15 protein-coding genes and 1 tRNA gene are annotated in these 18,743 nt (G+C 67.9%); 7 read left to right on the top strand and 9 right to left on the bottom strand.

What is annotated here, in order from left to right; genetic code table 11:
- Positions 1 to 63: 63 nt before the first annotated feature.
- The 3 genes from ACFWUR_RS18845 to ACFWUR_RS18835 all read right to left on the bottom strand — a co-directional run bounded on the left by ACFWUR_RS18845 (position 64) and on the right by ACFWUR_RS18835 (position 2,696).
- A complete protein-coding gene (locus tag ACFWUR_RS18845) occupies positions 64 to 1,044 on the bottom strand; it encodes a ribose-phosphate diphosphokinase (RefSeq protein WP_378908429.1) in 981 nt (326 codons plus the stop codon).
- A complete protein-coding gene (glmU, locus tag ACFWUR_RS18840; RefSeq protein ID WP_378908428.1) occupies positions 1,041 to 2,531 on the bottom strand; it encodes a bifunctional UDP-N-acetylglucosamine diphosphorylase/glucosamine-1-phosphate N-acetyltransferase GlmU in 1,491 nt (496 codons plus the stop codon). The genes ACFWUR_RS18845 and glmU overlap by 4 nt, the downstream gene beginning before the upstream one ends.
- Positions 2,532 to 2,625: 94 nt before the next feature.
- A tRNA-Gln gene (locus tag ACFWUR_RS18835) sits at positions 2,626 to 2,696 on the bottom strand.
- Positions 2,697 to 2,998: 302 nt separating this feature from the next.
- On the opposite strand from ACFWUR_RS18835, the gene ACFWUR_RS18830 reads away from it, so the two are divergent.
- Positions 2,999 to 3,637, top strand: a complete 639-nt coding sequence (locus tag ACFWUR_RS18830) for a TetR/AcrR family transcriptional regulator (RefSeq protein ID WP_358071705.1) — start codon at positions 2,999 to 3,001, stop codon at positions 3,635 to 3,637.
- A gap of 160 nt (positions 3,638 to 3,797) precedes the next feature.
- A complete protein-coding gene (locus tag ACFWUR_RS18825) occupies positions 3,798 to 4,445 on the top strand; it encodes a TetR/AcrR family transcriptional regulator (RefSeq protein ID WP_056813825.1) in 648 nt (215 codons plus the stop codon).
- 1 nt (position 4,446) lies between these two features.
- Here the strand turns inward: ACFWUR_RS18825 and ACFWUR_RS18820 are convergent, their stop codons facing one another.
- Entirely contained in the window at positions 4,447 to 5,070 is a 624-nt protein-coding gene (locus ACFWUR_RS18820) for a TIGR03085 family metal-binding protein (protein WP_378908426.1), read from the bottom strand.
- A gap of 117 nt (positions 5,071 to 5,187) precedes the next feature.
- On the opposite strand from ACFWUR_RS18820, the gene mfd reads away from it, so the two are divergent.
- From mfd to ACFWUR_RS18800, 4 genes are all read left to right on the top strand, one after another.
- On the top strand, positions 5,188 to 8,802 hold the full coding sequence (mfd, locus tag ACFWUR_RS18815; RefSeq protein WP_378908425.1) for a transcription-repair coupling factor: 3,615 nt from the start codon (positions 5,188 to 5,190) through the stop codon (positions 8,800 to 8,802).
- On the top strand, positions 8,799 to 9,506 hold the full coding sequence (locus ACFWUR_RS18810; protein WP_378908424.1) for a MazG family protein: 708 nt from the start codon (positions 8,799 to 8,801) through the stop codon (positions 9,504 to 9,506). Before mfd ends, ACFWUR_RS18810 begins: the two co-directional genes overlap by 4 nt.
- Before the next feature lie 222 nt (positions 9,507 to 9,728).
- Positions 9,729 to 10,214: a hypothetical protein gene (locus ACFWUR_RS18805; RefSeq protein ID WP_378908423.1), complete on the top strand. Its 486-nt coding sequence runs from the start codon at positions 9,729 to 9,731 to the stop codon at positions 10,212 to 10,214.
- A 38-nt stretch (positions 10,215 to 10,252) separates the two neighbouring features.
- Complete coding sequence (locus tag ACFWUR_RS18800; protein ID WP_301903359.1) at positions 10,253 to 10,828, top strand: TerD family protein; 576 nt, start codon at positions 10,253 to 10,255, stop codon at positions 10,826 to 10,828.
- Between the two features lie 55 nt (positions 10,829 to 10,883).
- Here the strand turns inward: ACFWUR_RS18800 and ACFWUR_RS18795 are convergent, their stop codons facing one another.
- The 5 genes from ACFWUR_RS18795 to ACFWUR_RS18775 form a co-directional block, all read right to left on the bottom strand.
- Positions 10,884 to 12,275: an MATE family efflux transporter gene (locus ACFWUR_RS18795; protein ID WP_378908422.1), complete on the bottom strand. Its 1,392-nt coding sequence runs from the start codon at positions 12,273 to 12,275 to the stop codon at positions 10,884 to 10,886.
- 121 nt (positions 12,276 to 12,396) lie between these two features.
- Positions 12,397 to 13,428, bottom strand: a complete 1,032-nt coding sequence (locus tag ACFWUR_RS18790) for a PLP-dependent cysteine synthase family protein (RefSeq protein ID WP_378908420.1) — start codon at positions 13,426 to 13,428, stop codon at positions 12,397 to 12,399.
- Between the two features lie 25 nt (positions 13,429 to 13,453).
- Positions 13,454 to 14,839 (bottom strand): alanine racemase, encoded by a 1,386-nt coding sequence (locus ACFWUR_RS18785; RefSeq protein ID WP_378908419.1) that lies wholly within the window; start codon positions 14,837 to 14,839, stop codon positions 13,454 to 13,456.
- The gene (locus ACFWUR_RS18780) at positions 14,830 to 15,840 is read right to left on the bottom strand and encodes an ornithine cyclodeaminase family protein (protein ID WP_378908418.1); all 1,011 of its coding nucleotides are present in this window, start codon (positions 15,838 to 15,840) and stop codon (positions 14,830 to 14,832) included. Before ACFWUR_RS18780 ends, ACFWUR_RS18785 begins: the two co-directional genes overlap by 10 nt.
- Positions 15,812 to 16,927, bottom strand: a complete 1,116-nt coding sequence (locus tag ACFWUR_RS18775; protein ID WP_378908416.1) for a TauD/TfdA family dioxygenase — start codon at positions 16,925 to 16,927, stop codon at positions 15,812 to 15,814. Before ACFWUR_RS18775 ends, ACFWUR_RS18780 begins: the two co-directional genes overlap by 29 nt.
- A gap of 302 nt (positions 16,928 to 17,229) precedes the next feature.
- On the opposite strand from ACFWUR_RS18775, the gene ACFWUR_RS18770 reads away from it, so the two are divergent.
- Entirely contained in the window at positions 17,230 to 18,738 is a 1,509-nt protein-coding gene (locus ACFWUR_RS18770) for an ABC transporter substrate-binding protein (RefSeq protein ID WP_378908415.1), read from the top strand.
- Positions 18,739 to 18,743 lie beyond the last annotated feature (5 nt).

Genomic DNA, 18,743 nt, shown 5'->3' with positions numbered 1-18,743 from the left:
AACGGCTGGCCGCGTCCCCCACTCGGACCGGCCGAGAGTGCCGGAGCTGCGGACCGGCTCAGCTCAGGCGTTGCCGTTGAACAGTCCGGTGACCGAACCGTTCTCGAAGACCTCACGAATGGTGCGGGCCAGCAGCGGCGCGATCGACAGCACGGTCAGCGTCGGAAACTTCTTGTCCTCGCTGATCGGCAGGGTGTTGGTGATGACGACTTCCTTGGCGCCACAGTTGGCCAGACGCTCGGCGGCCGGATCGCTGAGCACACCGTGGGTGGCCGCGATGATGACATCGCCGGCGCCCGCTTCCTTGAGCACCTTCACCGCGCCGGCGATGGTGCCACCGGTGTCGATCATGTCGTCGATCAGCACGCAGGTGCGGCCTTCGACGTCACCGACGACGCGGTTGGACTTCACCTGGTTGGGCACCAGCGGGTCGCGGGTCTTGTGGATGAACGACAGCGGCGTGCCACCGAGCGCGTCGGCCCACTTCTCGGCGACCTTCACGCGGCCCGCGTCGGGAGAGACCACCGCGAGGTTGTCCGACGGGTAGTTGGTGCGGATGTAATCGGAGAGCTGCACCAGCGCGTGCATGTGATCGACGGGGCCGTCGAAGAAGCCCTGGATCTGGTCGGTGTGCAGGTCGACGCTGATGATGCGGTCGGCGCCCGCGGTCTTGAGCAGGTCGGCGACCAGGCGGGCCGAGATCGGCTCGCGGCCGCGGTGCTTCTTGTCCTGGCGGGCGTACGGGTAGAACGGCAGCACCGCGGTGATCCGCTTGGCCGAACCGCGCTTGAGCGCGTCGATCATGATGAGCTGTTCCATCAGCCACTGGTTGAGCGGCGCGGGGAAGCTCTGCAGCACGAAGGCGTCGGAGCCACGGACCGATTCCTCGAACCGGACGAAGATCTCGCCGTTGGCGAAATCCTGCGCGGTCTGGGGGGTGATGTCGACGTCGAGTTCCTTGGCGACCTGCTCGGCCAGCTCAGGATGTGACCGGCCGGCGAAGAGCATCAAGTTCTTCTGGTTGTCGATCGAGAACGCGGTCACTGCTGGTTGCCATCCTTTTGCTCGATTGTCTTCGAAGACGTCTCGTCTGCCGCGATGGCTTCCGCCGCCGCGCGCGCCGCAGCGGTTCCTGGACGGTAGCGCTGCACCCAGTTTTCGATAATGCGCTGTGGCCCACCCGAGACAGCAAGTGCACCCGGTGGAACGCTTCTGCGCAGTACAGTACCCGCACCCGTATAGGCACCGTCACCCACGGTGACCGGCGCGATGAACATGGTGTCGCTACCGGTGCGCACATGGGAACCGATCACGGTGTGGTGCTTGTTCACCCCGTCATAGTTCACAAAAACGCTGGAAGCGCCGATGTTGCTGTACTCGCCGATGGTCGCGTCGCCGACGTAGGTGAGGTGCGGCACTTTCGAGTGCGCGCCTATCGAGGCGTTCTTGGTCTCGACGAACGCGCCGAGCTTGCCTTCCTCGCCGACCACGGTGCCCGGCCGCAGATAACTGAACGGTCCGATGGTGGCGCCCTCGCCGATCTCGGCCCGCTCGCCATGGGTCCGGATCACGCTCGCGCCCTCGCCGACGAACACGTCGGTGAGCGTGGTGTCGGGCCCGATCTCGGCGTCCTCACCGATATGGGTCTCGCCGAAGAGTTGGGTGCCCGGCCGCAGTACGGCGTCGCGCCCGATCCGCACGCTCGCGTCGATCCAGGTCGTGGCCGGGTCGACGATGGTGACACCGGCACGCATGTGGCGTTCGAGGATATAGCGGTTGAGGGTGGCGCCCGCCTGGGACAGCTGCACCCGGTCGTTCACGCCGGTGACCTTGTTCGAGTCGACCAGCCGCGCGCCGTGCACGGGATGACCGGCCTCGCGGGCCAGGCGCAGGACATCGGTGAGGTAGAGCTCGTGCTGGGCGTTGGCGGTGGACAGCCGCCCGATCATGGTGCGCAGCACCGACGCGTCGAACGCGTAGACCCCGGAGTTGACCTCTTTGATCTTGGCCTGCTCGGGAGTGGCGTCGGCGTGCTCCACGATCTCGGCGACCTGACCGTCGTCGTCGCGCACGATGCGGCCGTAGCCGTTGGCGTCGTCGGGCACGAAGGTCAGGACCGTCACGGCGGGCCGCTCGGCGTAGCTGCGGTGCTCGTCGAGCAGCGCGGAGAGTGTGTGCCCGTCGAGCAGCGGCACATCGGCCGAGGTGACGAGGAGGTCGCCGTCGAAGTCCGCCGGGATCGAACCCAGTGCGCACTGCACCGCGTGACCGGTCCCCAGTTGCTGCTCCTGCACCGCGCAGACGATCTCGCGGCCGAGTTCCTTGCCCACCTCCGCCACGGCGGCGCCGACCTTCTCGCGGTCGTGCCCGACGACGGTGATCAGGTGGGTCGGATCGATCTCGACGGCGGCGTGCAGCGCGTGCGAGAGCATCGACCGGCCTGCCAACGGGTGCAGCACTTTCGGAGTCTTCGACCGCATTCGCGTCCCAGCCCCTGCGGCGAGGACGACGACGGCGGTCTGCGGTGGCATGGATCTCCCTCGGCTGCCTGTCAGCGAGTGACTGTGGCGGGTTCGGTCGGTAGATATGGTGCGGGCCGACGATACGTCACTGTGTGTCCGTGTGCTCCGCCGCCAGGACTCGAACCTGAACTATCTGAACCAAAATCAGAGGTGCTGCCATTACACTACGGCGGATCGCCACACCAGTGGGCCGCGAAAGCCCACCACTGTGCTACGGCACGCCAGTGATCCTCGCACAGTTTCCGCCTCTCCGAAAATCTTGGCCGGACTCGGGTGCGGGGTGTGTTGGGGACGCGGCAATCTCGCAGGGTTCGTCCATACCTGGTGGGTTACCCGTGTTCTCGCGAAATCCGTTGTTCCGGGAGGCGATGGACGTGGTGGGCGATTGGTCTGAGACAGTTGTGGGAGTGGTCGCCAGGCGTAGAGAGGCAGGGGAGTTGTCTTCCAGCGAGTCGGTGCGTCCGTCGCGGCCGAGGATGACCGGTACGCAGCGTAGGCAGCAGTTGATCGAGATCGGTCGCGCGTTGTTCGCGGAGCGAGGGTACGACGCGACATCGATCGAGGAGATCGCGCAGCGCGCGCAGGTGTCCAAGCCGGTCGTCTACGAGCATTTCGGTGGCAAGGAAGGTCTCTACGCGGTGGTCGTCGACCGCGAGATGTCGATGCTGCTGGAGATGGTCACCTCCTCGCTCACCCGCAACCGTTCGCGGGTGCGATTGGAGCAGGTCGCGCTGGCCCTGCTCACCTACATCGAGGAACGCACCGACGGCTTTCGCATCCTGGTCCGCGACCAGCCCGCGGCCAACGCCGACGGTCGCTACTCGAGCTTGCTGAACGAGGCCGTCAACCAGGTGGCCCATCTCCTCGCCGGTGATTTCGGCCGCCGCGATCTCGATACCAGTCTCGCGCCGCTCTACGCCCAGGCTCTGGTCGGCATGGTGTCGACCACCGCCACCTGGTGGCTCGACGAGCGCACCCCGCCGAAAGAGGTGGTCGCGGCGCACCTGGTCAATCTGTGTTGGAACGGTTTGAGTCATTTGGAAGCCGAACCGGGGCTCAGCTCCGAATGGAATACGGGAACTACGCCGACCATCGGTGGGGTAACCGGACGTTAGCGCACGCCGGGTGGACCGAATCCATGATTCGGCTGCCACTTTGCCGCCTGGTGGTACGGTTCACCCATCCTTTTGGGTGCTGCCGGGCGGTATGTCGAGCAAATTTCGGGATGTCGGTCTACTTCAGGATGGCTGGATTATTGGATGACAGGCGGATCTGATGGCTAGGCAAGCACGCGCGGAGATCACCCGCGACTCCGTCCTTGCTGGCGCTGCCGATGTCTTTCTCCGTTTGGGCTACGCCAACGCGAGCCTCAGCGAAATCATCGCGCAGTCCAATGTGACCAAGGGCGCCTTGTACTTTCACTTCGGCTCCAAGGAAGAGTTGGCCAGGGCGGTGGTAGATCAGGGCAACGAGCGCCTGATCGGATCCTGTCAGGGCTTCTTCGATTCCCGGGTGCCCGCACTGGAAGCCGGGATCGGGATCACCTACGTGGTGGCCGATCTGTCGATGAACGATCCGATGGTGGGGGCGATGCTCAAGCTCACCCACCAGATCGGCGACTATCGCGGCGCACAGGGCGACAACATCGCCAAGACCTGGGGGGAGACCTACCGGTTGCTGTCGGAGCGCGCCATCGCCCAGGGCGACCTGATCGCCGATCTCGATCCCGATGTGGTCGGCGTGCTGCTGCAGGAACTGACCGCGGGCGTGCACATCGTCGCGGTCGGCACCGAGACGATGGATCAGATGGCCGCCCGGATGGAGCGGGCCTGGTATTTCCTGCTGCCCTCCCTGGTGCCGCCGGAGAAGCTGTCGTACTTCCGGGAGTTCGCCGCGCGCAGGCTGCGTCGCTACGTCGTGTAGTTCACACGCTGCGGTCGGTGGCGAGCACGGCCTGCACGTCGGCGTCGGCTCCCGTCGCCGCGATCCGGACTTCGTCGCGGCCGAAGGCGTGCAGTAGCAGCTCCGAGGGCGTGCCGGTGAGTACCACCGCGTCGCCGTCGCCACGATGTGCCTTGATCTCGGCTCCCTGCAGTGAGGTGAGCACGACCGGGACCGGCGACTTGCGGTAGGCCGTGCGGGCGACGGCACGCAGTGCGGTCCACAGGCGAGCTTCGTCGCGCTCCGCCAATTGCCTTGGCTCCCAGCCGGGTTCGGCTCTGCGAACGTCTTCGTGGTGGATGAACATCTCGCTGAGGTTGGCCACCGCGTCGACCGGGCGCAGGGGCGACCACCACGGCGGTCCGGTGCGCACCAGTTCCAGCAGTTCGGCGAACGGGCGCTGCGCGATCTGCGCCTGCTTCGCTTCGAGATAGCCGGCCATCGGGCCGAAGACGATGCCCACCGAGGCATCGGGCCTGCGCTCCCTGACCACCAGATGGGCCGCGAGGTCGTGCACCGTCCAGGTGCCGCACAGGGTCGGGGCGGCGGGGCCCGCCTCGGTCATTGTCGCCACGAGGGCATGGCGTTCACGTTGAGCCAGACTCACGACTCGACCCTACGCGCGTACAGGCCCGCACTGGGCTGCACGGGGCCTGTCATACCCGATGACTAGACTTCGAGACGGCTATCTCGCCCATCCCGACTGCGCATTCAGGAGCGAACAATGTCCTCCCTTCGTCCTCCGCTCGCCGGTCTGGCCGAGGCGGTCGCGGGTGACGCCGCGCTGCGCACGATCACCGACCTGGTCGGCAAGTCCGGGGTGGAATTGGTCGCACCATCGGCGGTACGGCCGTTCGTGGCCGCGACGATCGCCGATCAGCGCCCCCTGGTGGTGGTGACCGCCACCGGTCGCGAAGCCGACGATCTGACCGTGGAGCTCACCGAGATGCTCGGCCCGTCGGTGGCCATGTTCCCGTCCTGGGAGACCCTGCCCCACGAACGTCTCTCGCCCGGGCCCGACACGGTGGGCCGCAGGCTCGAAGTGCTGCGCCGACTCGCCCACCCCGAAGACCCCGTCTACCCCGACCCGCTCCGCGTGGTGGTCACCACGGTGCGTTCGCTGATGCAGCCGATGACCGCGGGGCTCGGCGACATCGAGCCGGTGGTGCTGCGCGTCGGCGGGGAGCACGATTTCGACGAATTGCTGCTGCGCCTGGTCGAATTCGCGTACACCCGGGTCGACATGGTCGGCAAGCGCGGCGAGTTCGCGGTGCGTGGCGGCATCCTCGATCTGTTCGCGCCGACCGCGGATCATCCGGTGCGCGTGGAGTTCTGGGGCGACGAGGTCACCGAGATCCGGCCGTTCTCCGTGGCCGATCAGCGCTCGATCGGTGAGAGCACCGTCGAGATGGTGGTCGCGCCGCCGTGTCGTGAGCTGCTGCTCACCACACCGGTGCGCGAACGCGCCGCCGCCGTCGCCGCCGACAACGAGGCCGACGCCTCGCTGGTGGAGATGCTGGACAAGATCGCCGAGGGTATCCCCGTCGACGGCATGGAGGCCCTGCTGCCGGTCCTCGCGCCGGGCAAGCTCAGCCTGCTCACCGAGGCACTGCCCCCGGGCACCCAGTTGCTGCTGTGCGATCCGGAGAAGATCCGCACCCGCGCAGCCGATCTCGTGCGCACCGGCGAGGAATTCCTCGAAGCGTCGTGGACCGCTGCCTCTTTCGGTAGCGACGCCCCGCTGGGTGCCAACGGGCTCGACCTGGCCGCCTCCGGCTATCGCGCACTGCCCGAATTACACACCAGCGCAGACGAACTCGGCCTGCCATGGTGGACACTGAGCCCACTGAGCTCCGGCGACCCGATCGAGGTGAATCTGCAGGTAGCCGCCGGCCCCACCGCGCGCGGATCCGAGGAACTGGTCGCCACCATCTTCGCGTCGCTGCGCGCACACGTCGCCACCGGTGGCCGCGCGGTCGTCGTGGTCACCGGGCACGGCACCGCGCAACGCGTGCTGGAACGGCTCGGCGAGGCCGAAGTGCCCGCCGCCCTGCTGCCCGCCGGCGCGGTGCCGGAGCCGGGAGTGGTCGGGGTGCTGTGTGGTTCGCTGCACGACGGCCTGATCTTCGACGATGCAGGGCTGGTGGTCGTCGCCGAATCCGATCTCACCGGAAACCGGGTCACCGCGCCGTCGGAGGGCAAGCGGCTGCCCGCCAAGCGCCGCAACCAGGTCGACCCGCTCGCCCTCACCTCGGGCGACATGGTGGTGCACGACCAGCACGGCATCGGCCGGTTCGTCGAGATGATCGAGCGCACCATCGGCGGCGCACGGCGCGAGTACCTGGTGATCGAATACGCGCCGAGCAAGCGCGGCCAGCCCGGCGACCGGCTGTTCGTGCCGATGGAATCGCTGGATCAGCTCTCCCGCTACGTCGGTGGCGAACTGCCGAGCCTGTCCAAGCTCGGTGGCTCCGACTGGGCCAACACCAAACGCAAGGCGCGCAAGGCTGTTCGCGAGATCGCGGGCGAACTGGTGCAGCTCTACGCGGCGCGCCAAGCCGCGCCCGGTCACGCCTTCGGCCCGGATACACCGTGGCAGCAGGAGATGGAGGACGCGTTCGCGTTCACCGAGACCGTCGACCAGATGACCGCCATCACCGACGTGAAGTCGGATATGGAGAAGGCGGTGCCCATGGACCGCGTGGTCTGCGGCGATGTCGGCTACGGCAAGACCGAGATCGCCGTGCGCGCCGCGTTCAAGGCGGTGCAGGACGGCAAGCAGGTCACCGTGCTCGTGCCGACCACCCTGCTCGCGCAACAGCATCTGCAGACCTTCACCGAACGCGTCGCGGGCTTCCCGGTGACGGTGCGTGGTCTGTCGCGGTTCACCGATGCCGCCGATTCCAAGGAGATCCTGGCCGGGATGGCCGACGGCTCGGTCGACATCGTGGTCGGCACCCACCGGCTGTTGCAGACCGGTGTGCGCTGGAAGGACCTCGGCCTGGTGGTGGTCGACGAGGAGCAGCGCTTCGGTGTGGAGCACAAGGAACACATCAAGGCGCTGCGCACCCACGTCGACGTGCTCACCATGTCGGCCACCCCGATCCCGCGCACCCTGGAGATGAGCCTGGCCGGCATCCGCGAGATGTCGACCATCCTCACCCCGCCCGAGGAGCGCCACCCGGTGCTCACCTATGTGGGCGCCTACAACGACAAGCAGGTCACCGCCGCCATCCGTCGCGAGTTGATGCGCGACGGTCAGGTGTTCTACGTGCACAACCGGGTGTCCTCGATCGACAAGGCGGCCAAGAAGATTCGCGATCTGGTGCCCGAGGCGCGGGTCGTCGTCGCGCACGGCCAGATGAACGAGGACCAGCTCGAGAAGACCGTGCAGGGATTCTGGGAACGTGAATACGACGTGCTGGTCTGCACCACGATCATCGAGACCGGTCTCGACATCTCCAACGCCAACACCTTGATCGTGGAACGGGCCGACTCCCTCGGCCTGTCGCAGCTGCACCAGTTGCGCGGGCGCGTGGGTCGCTCCCGTGAGCGCGGTTACGCGTATTTCCTGTACCCGCCGGAGAAGCCACTCACCGAGACGGCCTACGACCGCCTGGCCACCATCGCGCAGAACTCCGATCTCGGTGCGGGTATGGCCGTGGCGATGAAGGACCTCGAGATCCGCGGCGCGGGCAATGTGCTCGGCGCCGAACAGTCCGGCCACGTCGCCGGCGTCGGTTTCGATCTGTACGTGCGCCTGGTCGGCGAGGCGGTGGAGGCCTACCGCGCGGCCGCCGACGGCAAGCCGATCGTCACCGAGGAGAACAAGGAGGTACGCATCGACCTGCCCGTCGACGCGCACATCCCGCCCGACTACATCGCCAGCGACCGCCTGCGGCTGGAGGGCTACCGCAAACTCGCCGCCGCCCAGGACGATTCGGCCCTGGCCGCGGTGATCGAAGAGCTCGTCGACCGGTACGGGCCGCTGCCGGTGGAGGTCGGGCGACTGGTGGCAGTGGCCAGATTGCGACTGCTCGCGCGCGAGTACGACGTGTCCGAGATCGTGGTCACCGGTTCGTCGCTCAAGATCGCCCCGCTGAATCTGCCCGATTCCAAACAACTTCGGCTCAAGCGGATCTATCCCGCCGCCAACTATCGCCCGGCGAGCGGCCTGATCACCCTGCCGCTGCCGCGGATCACCGACAGTGTCGGCGCCGATCGGGTGCGTGACGTGGCGGTGCTGCAGTTCGTCGCCGATCTGCTGCTGGTGCTCGACGGCAAACCGCAGGGAATGGTGGATCTTTCGGTACCGACGCCGGCGGCGGTGTCGCGATGAGTCCCGAGACCTCGCAGGAGCGAGCCGACGCCGCGGTCGTTGCCGCGGGCCTGTCCGACGCCGTCCACGTGATGGATCGCCTCTGGCATTTCGGCGGTTGGGAACGCACCCAGACCCACGACTCGCTGCGTCCCTACCTCCTCGAGGAGACCTACGAACTCCTCGACGCCATCCAGGCAGGCGATGCCGACACCATCAGGGAAGAACTCGGTGACCTGCTGCTGCAGGTCCTGTTCCACTCCCGGATCGCCGAACACGCGGGCGAATTCACCGTCGACGACGTCGCGGCGACCCTGGTCGACAAGCTCGTCCACCGCAGCCCCTACCTCACCGATGCCGATTTCTCCGCGGGGACCTCGGTGGACGACAAGATCGCGGCGCAGGAAAAGGCCTGGGAGGAGCGCAAATCCGCGGAGAAATCCCGTCGCTCCTGCCTCGACGGCATAGCCATGGCCCAGCCCGCCCTCGCCCTCGCCGAGAAGATCCGCACCCGCAGCGCCGCCGCGGGCCTGCCCGCCGACCTCGTCCCGGACGCTCTGCGCGTGGTCGAGCTCGGTGGTCCCGACTCGGCCGAGGAACGTCTGCGCAAAGCGTCCATCGAGTTCGCCACCGCGGTCCGGGCCGCCGAGGACGCCGCCGAAGCCGAACGAGGGACCCGGTCGCCGCTCACCCCGCACGACTGGCGTGCCTACTGGGTGCGCTGAGCATCACCGCCCGGCTGCTCGAGCCGCGGCTGCACGCGGTCAGTTACCGATGGGCTAACGGTAGATCGTGGGCTCGGTGAACGGCGTCGGCGGCTGAGACCTTGCTGAGATCTTGCGGACAATCGTGCGCGCGCCAGCGAGCAAGGGCCGCAGCGCTTTAGACTCGAAGCAGCTCGCCGCTCGCGGCGGGGCAGGGGACCGGCGATCGTCGAGGTGAGGTTGATGGGTACAGAGGTAGATCCGGCAGGGCAGGACGTGATGACCGACCATCCTGAGCTCGACGTGTTGCCGGTGTGGCCGCAGGAGACGATTGCGGTGCTCGTCACCACCGATCCGGCGCCGCACGCGATCCCTGTCTCGTGGCCGGTGCGCGCCGGTGACCGGCGGATTCTCATCAGTCTGAAGTCCGATCGCGGGTCGCTGGCACGGTTGCGGGCGCAGCCGGAGGTGGCATTGCTGATTCTGGGCGGCGGCAACGTGGCGTTGTGCGCGCGGGGGCGGGCGAAGGTCGTCGCCGAGGAGATGCCGTCGGCGCAGGACTACACCGCGGTGCAGCTGGACGTGGACGTGATCGACGACCATCGGCAGTCCGCGTTCGCGGTCGCTCGCGGCATCCAGCGCACCGTCCTCGACGACACCGAATTGCGGGCGCTGGAGGGTCGCGTCGAGACCCTGCGGACCTGGGCCGACACCGGACCCGCGGCGTAAGTTCCTCTACGGCACACCATCTGGACAGAAGGGTTTTCATGAGCGTCACACTCGCCAAGGGCGGCAATGTCTCGCTGTCGAAGCAGACCGACAACCTCACCAAGGTGGCGGTCGGTCTCGGCTGGGACGTGCGCACCACCACCGGTGCCGATCACGACCTGGACGCCAGCGCGCTGGCCACCGGCACGAACCTGAAGGTGCTCTCGGATCAGCACTTCATCTTCTACAACAACCTGCGCTCGCCGGAAGGCACCATCGAGCACACCGGCGACAACCTGACCGGCGAGGGCGACGGCGACGACGAGATCATCAACGTCGACCTGGCCGCCACCCCGCCGACGATCACCAACATCTTCTTCCCCGTCTCGATCCACGACGCCCAGGCCCGCGGTCAGTCGTTCGGCCAGATTCGCAACGCCTACATCCGCGTCACCGACGCGAACACCGGTGTGGAGCTGGCGCGCTACGACCTGTCCGAGGACGCGTCCACCGAGACCGCGATGGTCTTCGGTGAGCTCTACCGCCACAACAACGAGTGGAAATTCCGCGCCGTCGGCCAGGGCTACGCCTCGGGCCTGGCGGGCATCGCTCGTGACTACGGCGTGAATCTCTGACGCACCGCGACAAAGGCGGGCGACGTGATGTCGCCCGCCTTTTCCGTGTTCGCGCTTACCGCGCTTGGCTGACGGGCACGCGTGGTGGACGCACCGCGCCGGCCTGATCGAGTAGTGCGAAGTACTTGCGGAGCATGAGCGCGGCGGTGGTCGCCAGGCCTGCCGTCAGGCCCCACCACACGCCTGCCGCGCCGAGGTCCAGCGGGAACGCGAGCAGTAGTGCCGCCGGAAGTCCCACACCCCAATAACCGACCAGCGAGAGCCGGAAGCCCGCGGATGTTTCCTTGAGCCCGCGCAGCAGTCCGGTGCCGATGTTCTGGGCGGCGTCGAAGAACTGCAACACGATGCCGATGAGCAACAGCGTGTGCGCGATAGCGATCGTGTCGGTGTCGGTGGCATCGAGGAACGGCGCCAGCACGAGGTCCGGGGCGAGCACGTAGACGACACCGGTGATGATCGCGAGCACCGCGGCCATCCGCAACGCCAGCCAGGCCAGCGCCCTCGCATGGCTGAACTCCTCGCGTGAGACAGCGTCGCTGACCAGGATCGACGCGCCGTGGGAGAGGCCGATCGCCACCTGGAACACGATGTAGATGATCTGGTAGACGACATTGTGCGCGGCCAGCGCCGCGGGCCCGAAACTGCCCATCACCAGCGCGAGCACCGAGAACATGCCCGCTTCCGAACCGTAGGTCAGCGCGATCGGCGTGCCGAGTCGCAACTCCTCGCGCACGGTCGACCAGCGCACCGGCCACGGCGTCGACGGCAGGGTGCGGCCGAGTTGTTCGTCGTGGCGCACCATCGCCCAGAGCACCCCGAAGGTGATCAGGAAGACCAGCGAGGTCGCGATGCCGACACCCGTCAGGCCCATGGCCGGAATGCCGGCCCAGCCGTGGATGAAAGCGAGCGCGAGGACCAGGTTCAGGGCCACCGAGCCGAGCGTGACCAGCAGCAACGCCTGCGGGCGCTGCATCCCGACGGTGTACTGGCGCAGCACCTGGAACCACAGGCACGGCAGCAGCCCGGGCGCGAGCGCGATCATCATCGGCCTGGCCAGTTCGAGCACCGCCGCGTCCTGACCGAGCCACGGCAATACCCAACCAAGCCCGACCAGCAGCGCACCGCCGAGCAGACCGGCGATGGTCGCGATGACGAACGCGGCCCGCACCACCGCCCGCACCTCGTCGTCGGCGCAACCGCCACGCTTACCGGCCGCGCCGAGCGCGCCGGCGATCTGATTGCCGGTGCCGGTGATCAGCCCCACGCACATCGTCCGGATCTGGTTGAACAGCACCAGCGCCAGCCCGCCCGCGGCGACCTCGCGCACGCCGAGCGTGCCCATCAGCGCGAGATTGGTCGTCGAGACCGCGATCTGCGCCAGTTGGGTGAGCGCGATCGGTGTCGCCAGCCTGGCCAGCGCGCTGCCGTCAGCCCGCGCGCCGCTCACCGGCTCGCTCCGACGTGGCTTTCCCGGCAGCGGGGGCTGCGGCGTGTCTCGGTGGAACGTGTCGTCACGTTCACCTGCTCGCTCCGGGGCAGCTGCTCGGGTAGCGCGCGATCGCGCTCACTCAGACCTCCATCAGTTCGTTGTGGCGCCGCAGCGGAGAATAGCGACGCAGCATCGTGGTAACTTCCGCTTCGGCGGCGGGATCGAGCAGTTCGCGCGCGCTCATCCACTCGTCGTCGAACACGGTATCGAGATACTTCTCGCCACCATCACACACGATGGTCACCACGGTCGACCCGGCCGGGAACTCCTCGAGCCGCGCCAAGGCATTGTGCACCGAACCGCCCGCCGAACCGCCGATCAACAGCCCGTGTGTCCTCGCGACGGCACGGGTGGTGGCGAAGGCGTCGACGTCGCTGACCTTCACGCCCTCGTCGAGCAGCGCGTAGTCGACGGCGGTGCCGATGGTCGCGCCGGGCGGGGTGCCGGTGCCCGACTGCCAGTACGGGCCGCCCTCGCCGCCGAAGGCGATGGAACCGACCGGTTCGATCCCGATCACCCGGGCGGGTAAACCGAGATCGCGCAGGCGGGTGGCGGTGCCGAACAGCGAGCCGCCGGTGCCGACCGCCGAGAGCAGGATGTCGACCCGATCGACCTCGGCCAGCAACTCGTCGGCGACGGCGTAGTAACCGACGGCGTTGGCGTCGTTGTTGTGCTGTTCGGTGAAGTACGCGTCGTCGCGGGCGGCCGCCATCGCCTCGGCGAGGTCTTCGCGTGCCGAGGTGGCCAGCTCGTCGTCTCCGTCGTCGGCGACGAACACCAGGTCGGTGCCCATGGCTCGCATCGCGCGCAACTTGTCCTTACAGGCATGGTTGTCGACCACGGCGGTGAATCGATAGCCACGTTCGGCCGCGACCACCGCCAAGCCGAGCCCGGTGTTACCGGACGTCGACTCGATGATATGCCCGCCATCGCGCAGCAAACCTCGCTGCTCCGCGTCGAGCACCATCGAACGGGCCATTCTGATCTTGGCGGCGCCGGTCGGATTGAACTGTTCGAGCTTGAGCAGCAGCCGGGTGCCGGTGTCGGTGACGGCGAGTTCGAACAGGGGAGTGCGGCCGATCAGATCCGTCACGCGGGTGACGAGAGCCATGGGGTGTTCCTCCATCGGATGTGGATCAGCGGGAAGGGGTGTCGAGGGTCCAGCGCAACCGGTCGGAGCCCTCGCGCAGCACCACCTTCGGTGGCAGCGGGAGTTCGTGGAACGGGGACTCGTTGGAGTCCATCTGATACCCGGCGGTGTTCGGGTAGACGAGCAGATCGCCGATGCGGGCGCGCCGGGGCAGTGGGATGCGCCGCCTGCTCAGCAGGTCGGACTCCAGGCAGGTGGTGGCGCCGACACAGGTAGGGGTCCGGTGCCCGTCGCGGGCGGGCCACAGCACGGGATCGGGCAGGTACTCACTGGCGAACCACTGCTCGGACAGGCTCAGGCTGGTGCCGTCGACGGTGAGGATGTCGTAGGGCTCACCGTCGACGGCACGGGTTTTCACGCCTTGGACGCGAAAGACCGAGCTGCCCGCTCGGTCGAGCAAGGCGCGACCGGGCTCCACGGCCAGGCGGATGCCGTTGTCACGCAAGAGTTTCGCGAGATCTTTGTGGGCGAGGACGGCGGCGAGCATGGCCGCGCCGGGGATCGGGAAATGGTAGGGGTAGTAGTCGTCGGACGGTGGGCCGCCGTGAAACCAGTTGTCACTGAGGGTGTCCTGGAAACGGGCCCAGGATTCGGCGTCGAGATAGTCGACGCCGAAGCCGCCGCCGACCGAGATCGTGTCGGCCGGATGCCCGGTGGCCCGCGCGCGCAGGCAGTGTCCGACCAACGCGGCGGCTTGTTCGGAGCGGTCGGTCGCGTCGTAGCCCGACAGATGAAAACTGAAGCCGGACAGCGTGATCGGTCCATCGGCGCGAATGACCTGGATGGCCTGCTCCAGTTCCATGGGGTCGAGGCCGAATCGGCTCGTCGACCCTTCCGGCAGCACCCGCAGCAGCACGCGCGCCGGCAGATCCAGCGCGGCCAACCGGTCGATTTCGTCGAGGGCGTCGAGCGCGATCAGCGCCCGATGCCGAGCGGCCAGCCACAGCAGATCATCGGATTTCGCCGGGCCGGTGACCATCAGGTCCTCACCCCGAACACCCTGTGCCAGCGCCGATGTCAGCTCGCCGGTACTGGCGACATCGACGCCCGCGCCGGCCTGCGCACATGCCCTGGCGACGCACGCGGCCTTGTTCGCCTTCTTCCCGAAATAGACGAACCCGTCGATGCCCGCGTCGGCGAACGCCGACTGGAAAGCCTCGATGTTGCGCGATACCCGGTCGGGGAACAGCACATGGAACGGCCCGGCGACCACCTCGGCGATGTCACCGAGCAGTCCCGGATCAGCCAGCAGGCGCTGTTCGGTCGCATCGATGTGGGCGGGCATCGGCGGCGCGCAGTGCGGCGCGTCGTCGGTGCCGGGCTCGGTGGTGCCACCCGCGATGGTCGCGGAGTTCGCCCTGGCTAATCCCACAGGGGCACCTCCGTGCCACGTCCCTCGGCGATCGCCCGGGCGGCCAGGGCGTGCGCGACGGCGATATCGGTGAGCACCAGCCCGCTGTTGTAGACGAAGATCTTCTCGTCCTGGCTGCGGCGGGCCGTGGCACTGCGGGTGAGGATCTGCGGAAGTTCGGCGTCGACCGAACGCAGCGTGCCGTCGGGCCCCGCCATGTCGGTGCCGGTCAGCGCCATCTGCGCGGCACTGGTGGCCACCACCCGGTCGGCATCGACCAGTGCCGACGGCGCGAGCCCGTAGCCGATGAGCACCGCGACCGAACCCGGTGCCAGATGGGCGGATTCGAGCGCCACCTCGGTCCCCGGCCCCGCGGTCGCCAGCACCACATCGGCGTGGGCGGCCGCCGCATACGGATCGTCGACCTGCTCGAGCACCGCGTGCGGCACCTCCGCCGCCAGCTGTGCGTGCACCGCGGCCAGCCCGTCGGGATGGGTGCCGTAGACCATCAGCTTGCGCAACTGGGGGTTCGCCGCGAGCAGGTGTGGCAGCGCGTTGCGTCCCTGCGTGCCGGTGCCGATGAGCAGCGCGCTGTCGGCTCCCCGGCGCACGGTCTCGCGCACGAGCAGCGCCGAGACGGCGGGCGTGCGTAACGCGCCGACCCGGGCGCAGTCCATCATCGCGATCGGGGCCCCGGTGGTGTCGTCGTAGAGCGTGATGGTGGTGTAGTACCGCTTGGTGCTGCGGTCGTGGCCCGGATCGAACTTGTAGGAGGTCTTCATCGCCACTACGCGCCGTCGGCCGTCGCGACCGAGCATCGCGTAGGACACCGAGGAGCCGCCGGGGTCGGCGACGCTCAGCTTGCGCGGGTTGTCGGATTCGCCTGCCGCGAAGGCGAGATAGGCCTCTTCGACCGCCCGGACCACCTCGGCCGGGGTGATCGGTACGTCGGCCAGGTCACTGCGCGAGAGCACCCGGAGCGGGATACTGCGGTCACGATTGTTCACTGCGTCCTCGTTCATCTGCCCTGCCCTGCTCCGCCGTCCGATCGGTGCCCGCCCGGAACGGCGCGACCACCTCTTGCCCGTACCCATTCTCGGACGCTTCCTGCGCGCGGCGACGGCGTTCGGGCAGCCGGATGTTGATGCGCTTGAGCCAGCGGTCGGTGCCGTCGTAGCGGGCGCGAAACGGTACTCGCCCGTGCACGGCCACATCGTTGTCGATCAACAGGATCTCGCCCGGCGCCAGCGCGGGTGCGTGGCAGACCCGCGCGAGCTCGGCGGTGAGCCGGGCATACGCGGCACGGAAATGCGGGTCGGCGTCGTCGAGGGGTGTGTAGGCCGGGTCGTAACGCACTGTGACACTGCCTGTTTCGTCAGCCCACAGGGTCGGCAGCGGGAGCGCGTGCTGATCGAAGCCGGTGCCGTAGGACACGTCGGGCAGGATCGGCACGGTCGGCGTGGCGAGCGCGCGCCGATCGTCGTCGGACAGTTGGACCTGGCGCACCGAGGAGATGGTGGTGGCGACGCGGTCCGGATTGCGCACGCAGCTCAACATCAGCAGGTTGGCCCGTTCGCAGTGGAAAGCGTCTTCGGTGTGCGGGCTCAACAGGGTGGAACTGCTCGCTCCCGACTGCTCGTTCTCGTGCCCCATCGCGGGCACGATGTTGTTGACCAGCCTGCCGTTCTGCTGGCCCTGCCAGCCGAACGGATTGCCCGCGCATCGGCCGAGCAGCATCAACACGATGTCGAGCTCGAGCGAACCGTGGTGGTCGGATTCGCCTGCCGCGACGGCGGCGTCGTGCCAATGCGCCGGGGTCGGACCGAACTCGGCGTCGGTAACGGCCAAGCCGCGCAGCACGGTCGCCCCCGCGGCGGTGGCGGGCGGGCGAACGGCGTGTCGCACGGAGTCGGGCAATTCGCCTGCGCGCCGTTCGATGTGGGCAATCAGCGCCGGATCATGGAGGGTGACAGTGTGTTTTGCGTCACCTAAACGGTGACGGATGTCGGTCGCGAGCGCCCGGACGGCCAGAGCGGCCCCGGGGTCGAGCTCGCGATGTTCGATGTCGTGCAGGTGAATCGTTACACGTTCGGACAGAACGCTTTTCACCGGCCTTCCCTTCTTCGCATCGGTCGAACGCGGGTGTTGGAGACTCGATGAGCGAAGGTAGTGCCTGGGATATGTTTAGGCAAGACTTACCTAACGTTTCGGCAAGAAGATAGCCGAATCATATAACGCTGATTTCTACCCGAACTCGCGTAAGAGGTGATATTCGGGAGTGTCCGCCGCCGCTGCGGATCGGTCTCGGTCGACAAGAAGCCCACCACGCGGGGTGCGTTTTAGGCTAGCCTCGCCTAGTTTGCGGTGCCCGGAAAAGGGGTGCGGCGCCCGCGGTTCGAGGAGGCAACACGATGGGTTTCACGCGCAGGCAGCTCCTGCAATCCGGAATCGGCGTCACCGCTGTGCTGTTGGCGGCGGCCTGCACCAACGACAATGGGGCGGACGGACCTGCCGAGAAGGGCGGCACCCTGCGGGTCGGCGCCCTCGGCACCGCCGCGCGCAGTGAACGAGATCCGCACGCCAACCTCAGCAACGACAGTGACTTCCTGATCGCCTCGCTCGTCTACGACGCCCTCACCGTGCCCGGCGGCGACCCGACCGTCGCCCCGCGGCTCGCCTCGCGCTGGGAATCCAGCGCCGACAACCGTCGCTGGACCTTCACCATCGCCGACGGCGCGACCTTCCACAACGGTGCGCCGGTGACCGCCGACGACGTGGTGTGGTCGATGCGACGCCTGCGCTCGGTCGGCGGCGCGTCGAAGATGCCGGTGGCCGAGAACGACATCGTCGCCGACGGCCCCGGTCGCGTGGTGTTCACCGTGTCCGAGCCCAATACCCAACTGCCCCTGCTGCTTCGGCTGATGACGTTCACCGTGCCCAAGAACACCACCGACTTCACCGCCGCGATCGGCACCGGCCCGTTCCGGCTCGAGTCCTATCAGAACGGCAACGCCAGGCTGGTGCGCAACGAGCGTTGGCACGGTACGCCGCCACTGCTCGACGCCATCGAGGTGACGATGTTCGACAGCGTCACCGCGCTGGGCAACGCGGCGCTGGGCGGGCAGATCGACCTCGCCTCCAACGTGGGCGCGATCGCCGGCCGCACCGCCGCGGGACGCGGTGACCTGCAGGTCATCCGGCGCGCGAACGACACCATGCTGGGGGTGGCCATGCGCGCCGCCGACGGACCGTTCGCCGATGCCAGGGTGCGCGCCGCGCTGCGGCTGGGCGTCGACCGGACCGCGCTGGTCAACCAGGTGCACTCCGGCTACGGCACCGTCGGCGCCGATGTCCTCGGCACCGCCGACCCGCTCTACGACTCCGCGCTGCGCCGCGACCGCGATGTCGAGCGCGCGAAAACCCTGCTGCGCGAAGCCGGTTTCGACACCGCACGCAGCTACCCGTTCGTGACGAAGGCCGAAGCCCCGGGTGAGGTCGAATCGGCGAAGGTGATCGCCACCCAGCTCGCCGAGATCGGCGTGCGGCTCGACGTACAGGTGGTGGAATCGGCCGCGTTCTACGATCAGACTTGGCTCAACGCGCCGCTGTACACGGTGTCGTGGGGGACCAACGACTCGGTGGTCTTCCTGGCCGACAAGCTGATGACATCCGGATCCAACCGCAACGAAACCGGCTTCCGAGACCCGGAATTCGATGCCGCGAACGCCAAGGCCCTCGCCGCGTCCGGTGACGAGTACACCCGCGCCGTGCGCGAACTGCAGCGCATCGAGTTCGAGCGTGGCGGCTACCTGGTGTGGGGTATGGCCGACGGCGTCGACATCGCCGCGGCGACGGTGCGCGATCTGCCGACGCTGGGTGGGTTCGCGCGCGTGCAGCTGGAACGTGCCTGGTTGGCGTGAACCAC

Origin of the sequence: Nocardia sp. NPDC058633, assembly GCF_042717045.1 — a bacterium.
Classification (GTDB): Bacteria; Actinomycetota; Actinomycetes; order Mycobacteriales; family Mycobacteriaceae; genus Nocardia.
This window is presented reverse-complemented; position numbering and strand designations above follow the sequence as displayed.